Raw genomic sequence first — 4,379 nt, 5'->3', positions numbered from 1 at the left:
CCTCGGGCGTACGCCCGGCCTTCACAAGCTCGACCATGCGAGCCCGGAATTCCGCAGGGTATGGGGTACGATGCTTGCCCATTTCCGGCACCTCCTTCTCAAAAGAATAGGCGTCCGTTTTTCTGGGTCAATCTCAGTTCTGCCATGGCGACTCGCTACACCGCCAGACTCTCGAACTCAAATATGCCGGAAAGAGGACCGACTTGTTCGCCAATATGACAGCAGGCGAGTGGATAACAATGCAGCTAAAAATGCCACGCCGGGTACCTAAAAATAGTCCGGTCCGCGACATGCACAAAAGGCATCCGTGGAGAGCGAACTAATGAGCAACGCTCCACAGCTGGCAACCAGCCCTACCGCGCATATGCCCGCCCAGCCTACGTAGGCCCAGGCGACGTTGCCCACTTCCGCGCCGAGGGCCACTCCGAACATCGCGCCCGTAATCAGAATACCGTTCAGGCGGCTTCGAGCAGCCGGATCGAGTGTATTGACGATTGTCTGATGCGAAACGATCCCGGCCATGACGCCGAGATCGAACACCACCGCGCCGATCGCAAGTGAGACCATTGAATTCGCAAAGATCCACATGCCGCTGAATGCCAGGATCACGAGCAGACAGCCTAGTCGTATGGTCGGAACCGGGCCCGCACGATCGACGAAGCGGCCTAACAACGGGGCGGCCAGGGCGCCGGCTACTCCCGCTATACCGTATGCACCTGCCGTCCCCGGACCCTGGTGAAATGGAGGTGCTGCCAGGACGAGCGCAAGCGTCGACCAGAAGGCGCCAAGCGATATGGCGAGAAGTGCTTGGATGAATACTGACCGACGCAACGATGCGTGTTTCAACCAGAGCTTGAGAAGACTTGCCATCAGATCGGCATAACGCCCGTTGGTGCTGGCGGGCAGCGGAGGGAGCAGCCGCCACACGAGCAGAATAACCAATCCTTGGAGGCCTGCGGCGACCGCATAGATCGCGCGCCAGCCATAGTGTTCTGCAACGAGTCCAGCTAGCGTCCGCGACAGCAGTATGCCGGTCAGCAATCCCGTCATGACGGTGCCGACGACACGGCCGCGACGGTCTTCAGGAGCGAGGTGTGCAGCAACGGGGATGAAGTCTTGTCCGACACTGCTGAGCAGGCCGATGCCTGCGTTTGTAAGGAGAAGTGTCGTAAAGTTTGGAGAAAAAAACGCGGCAATTAGTACTAGAACGAGAAAGATTCCTTTGACGAGGATCACTGAGCGCCGGTTTAGCATATCGCCCAGCGGCGCAAACAGTAGCATGCCAGTTGCATAGCCGATCTGCGCCATCGTCGGAGCCCAGCCAATCAGATTCGCCGGAACACTGAAGCCGTGCTGCACCAGGCCGAGGATTGGTTGAATATAGTAGACGTTCGACACGCCGACTCCTGCCCCAATCGCCAGCAGCAAGACCAAGTTTCGCAACGGAGGCTCCTGGCTTCTCGTCAAGGCGCGCATCTTGTTTGGATTATCGTCTTTTCCCACGCAAGACTTGTGGGGGTAGTCGCGTGCAGGAAGGCTTGCGGCAAGGCTCGACAGTTTGGTGGCTTTTGCACAATCGGCGGCACGTCACGCCATTGTTCGATATGGCCTTTCAAGATCGGACCACCAGAATTTGCATGAAAGTGCGACTACCGCCTCTCGCAGCCGTGGCGGCTGCGCTCGCCGTCTGAACTCCCGTTCATGCGAGAAGGGGGAGCGTAGCTGCTCGCATGGTCTTCGACCCGTCATGCCTTTTGGGTTTCGAGCGCGCCGCGCCGGATCTGGTCACGCTCCATTGATTCAAAAAGGGCTTTAAAATTGCCCTCGCCGAAGCCCTCGTCGCCCTTGCGCTGAATGAACTCGAAGAACACTGGTCCGAGCAGCGGTTGCGAGAAGATTTGCAGTAACAGCCGCTTGCTGCCATCTCGCGTGGCGCCGTCTAGCAGGATGCCGCGGCTTTGCAGATTGGCGACATTTTCGCCATGGCCCGGCAAACGCTCCTCAAGCATCTCGTAATAGACGTCGTTCGGCGCAGTCATGACCGGAATACCAGCCATCTGCAGGCGATCGACAGCGTCGAAGATGTCATCGGTGAGCAGCGCGATGTGCTGGATGCCCTCGCCGTTGAATTGCATCAGGAATTCCTCTATCTGACCGCCACCCCGCTTAGATTCTTCGCTGAGCGGGATGCGGATCTTGCCGTCGGGTGCTGTCATGGCCTTCGACGTGAGACCGGTGTATTCACCCTTGATATCGAAATAGCGGATCTCGCGAAAGTTAAACAGCTTCTCGTAGAAATTGGCCCAATAGCTTATGCGGCCGCGATAGACATTGTGCGTCAGGTGATCCACGATCTTGAAGCCGTGGCCGCTCGGATTGCGATCGACCTCAGGCAGGAACGTGAAGTCGATGTCGTAAATGGATTTACCATCCTCAAACCTGTCGATCAGGTAGAGCGGCGCGCCACCAATGCCCCTGATGGCCGGAAGGCGCAGTTCCATCGGGCCGGCGGGAATATCGATCGACTGAGCGCCTAATTCCAATGCGCGCTTGTAGGCCTGGTGCGAATCCCTCACGCGGAACGCCAAGCCGCAAGCCGATGGGCCGTGCTCGGCAGCGAAGTACGCGGCGGCGCTTCCCGGCTCCCGGTTGACTATGAAATTGATATCACCTTGCCGATATAGCAGCACATCCTTCGAGCGATGACTGGCGACCAGCGTAAAGCCAACCTTCTCGAAGAGCGGTTCCAGCACGTTGGGTTGGGGCGAAGCGAACTCCACGAACTCGAAGCCCATGAGGCCCATGGGATTGTCAAAACAGTCTGTCATGGCCGTGTTCACCTGAGGCGGGTTGAAAAACCTGAAATCTGTACAGTGCAGCCGACCGTTACTGCTGCGATGTTTCAATTTAACGATTGAACCTCCGATCGCGCACGCCGAATGCCAGTGCGGTAGACCTCCGCGAGCGTCGCGAGGCTCGGCGCACTGAGCCAGACGTTGATTTTCACGAAATTTGTCGAGCGAACTGACTCACGCAAACATATGTCAGAAGGGGCGAGAAGGGCCTGACTTTGGAAAAAGCACGGATGTAACGATTAAAACCCTGATTGCTATTTCGGCTAATGCTAGTGTGATTGGCATCGTAAGTACCGATGCTCAGAAACACAAGGGAAACGATTTTGCGTGTGTCAGCTTATGACAGGTTTCACTTATATCGCGAGGCCGTAGATGACGAACTGCGCCGCCGGAGCGGCCCCACGTAAGTGTTCCAAGTACTACAGTCGTAGATTTTTTACTATACTAATATGAATTAGGAATACTACATGATAAAACTATGCATGCAACTGCAAAAGCGTGGGAGTGTGAACTAGAGGCACTGCACCAGCAGCTCGGAGAACCGTTCAGGCCTCCAGAGCCCCGACAGCGGTCGCTCGCATACCTGAAGGGCCTGCTGGGTACAGTCGAGCGCAAGAACGGCTGGCAACTCGTCGAATGGATCGGCGAAGCGACACCCGATGGCATACAGCACCTGCTGGAGCGGGCGCAATGGGACGCAGATGCCGCTCGCGATGTACTGCGCAGGTATGTAGTGGAAGAACTGGGCGAGCGCGACGCCGTGCTGATTGTGGACGAGACCGGGTTCGTCAGGAAGGGACGGCACCCGGCCGGTGTTCAACGCCAGTACAGTGGCACGGCAGGCCGTATCGAGAACAGCCAGATCGGTGTGTTCCTCTGCTATGCCGGTCGTGGCGGTAGTGCGTTCATCGACCGCGAACTGTATGTACCCAAGGCGTGGAGCGATGACCGGGTGCGCTGCAAGGCAGCGGGCACTCCCGAGGGCTCTGGTGCAAATCGGCTTGGGGAATCGGTTAAAGTAGCCAGCCATATGAAATGGGTAGCCGGTGATGAGCAAGGGCAAGGTCTGGAGGGGCTGTTCGATGGACGGCATTTTGATCGGGAGATCATCGTGCTGTGTGTTGCTGGTACCTTCGCTACAAGCTCAGCCTGCGCGATCTGGTCGGGATGATGGCCGAACGGGGGTTGTCGCTGGCTCACACGACCATCCTTCGCCGGGTAAGGCGTTATACGCCTGAGTTCGTCAAACTCTGGAACCGCTTTGCTACACCTGCGGATCGCTCGTGCCGACCGCACGCTTGTGCTTGCGAAACGTCTTTTCGAGCAGCGGCACCAGCTTGATGACCCAGCGATGCACCGATCGAGTGATCGACGCCAATGTCGCGCCCAGCCAGCATCCCCTCAAGATTGCGGAGACTCAGCGAGTAGGCAACGTACCATCGCACGCACAGCAGCATCACTTCAAGCGGATAGTGCAGCCGCTTCAGAACCTTGGTAATGCCCGGTGCCAGCGTCGTTCGTGGC

2 protein-coding genes and 3 pseudogenes are annotated in these 4,379 nt (G+C 57.6%); 2 read left to right on the top strand and 3 right to left on the bottom strand.

What is annotated here, in order from left to right; translation table 11 throughout:
• Positions 1–267: 267 nt before the first annotated feature.
• Both HV796_RS40405 and hppD read right to left on the bottom strand, forming a co-directional pair.
• A complete protein-coding gene (locus tag HV796_RS40405; protein WP_281369991.1) occupies positions 268–1,476 on the bottom strand; it encodes an MFS transporter in 1,209 nt (402 codons plus the stop codon).
• A 269-nt stretch (positions 1,477–1,745) separates the two neighbouring features.
• Positions 1,746–2,828 (bottom strand): 4-hydroxyphenylpyruvate dioxygenase, encoded by a 1,083-nt coding sequence (hppD, locus tag HV796_RS40400; protein WP_175233304.1) that lies wholly within the window; start codon positions 2,826–2,828, stop codon positions 1,746–1,748.
• 505 nt (positions 2,829–3,333) lie between these two features.
• Here hppD and HV796_RS40395 point away from each other — a divergent pair.
• Together HV796_RS40395 and HV796_RS40390 are read left to right on the top strand one after the other, a co-directional pair.
• A pseudogene (locus HV796_RS40395) lies at positions 3,334–3,909 on the top strand (IS701 family transposase); the annotation flags it as partial.
• Positions 3,886–4,145, top strand: a pseudogene (locus tag HV796_RS40390) (hypothetical protein); the annotation flags it as partial. The pseudogenes HV796_RS40395 and HV796_RS40390, both read left to right, overlap by 24 nt.
• Here HV796_RS40390 and HV796_RS40385 read toward each other — a convergent pair.
• Positions 4,135–4,366 (bottom strand): annotated as a pseudogene (locus HV796_RS40385) (IS6 family transposase); the annotation flags it as partial. The pseudogenes HV796_RS40390 and HV796_RS40385 overlap by 11 nt on opposite strands.
• Between the last annotated feature and the right edge of the window lie 13 nt (positions 4,367–4,379).

Origin of the sequence: Paraburkholderia humisilvae (assembly GCF_902859855.1) — a bacterium.
In the GTDB taxonomy this organism is placed as follows: domain Bacteria; phylum Pseudomonadota; class Gammaproteobacteria; order Burkholderiales; family Burkholderiaceae; genus Paraburkholderia; species Paraburkholderia humisilvae.
The sequence above is the reverse complement of the archived record's forward strand: the minus strand, read 5'-3'. Positions and strand labels throughout refer to the sequence as shown.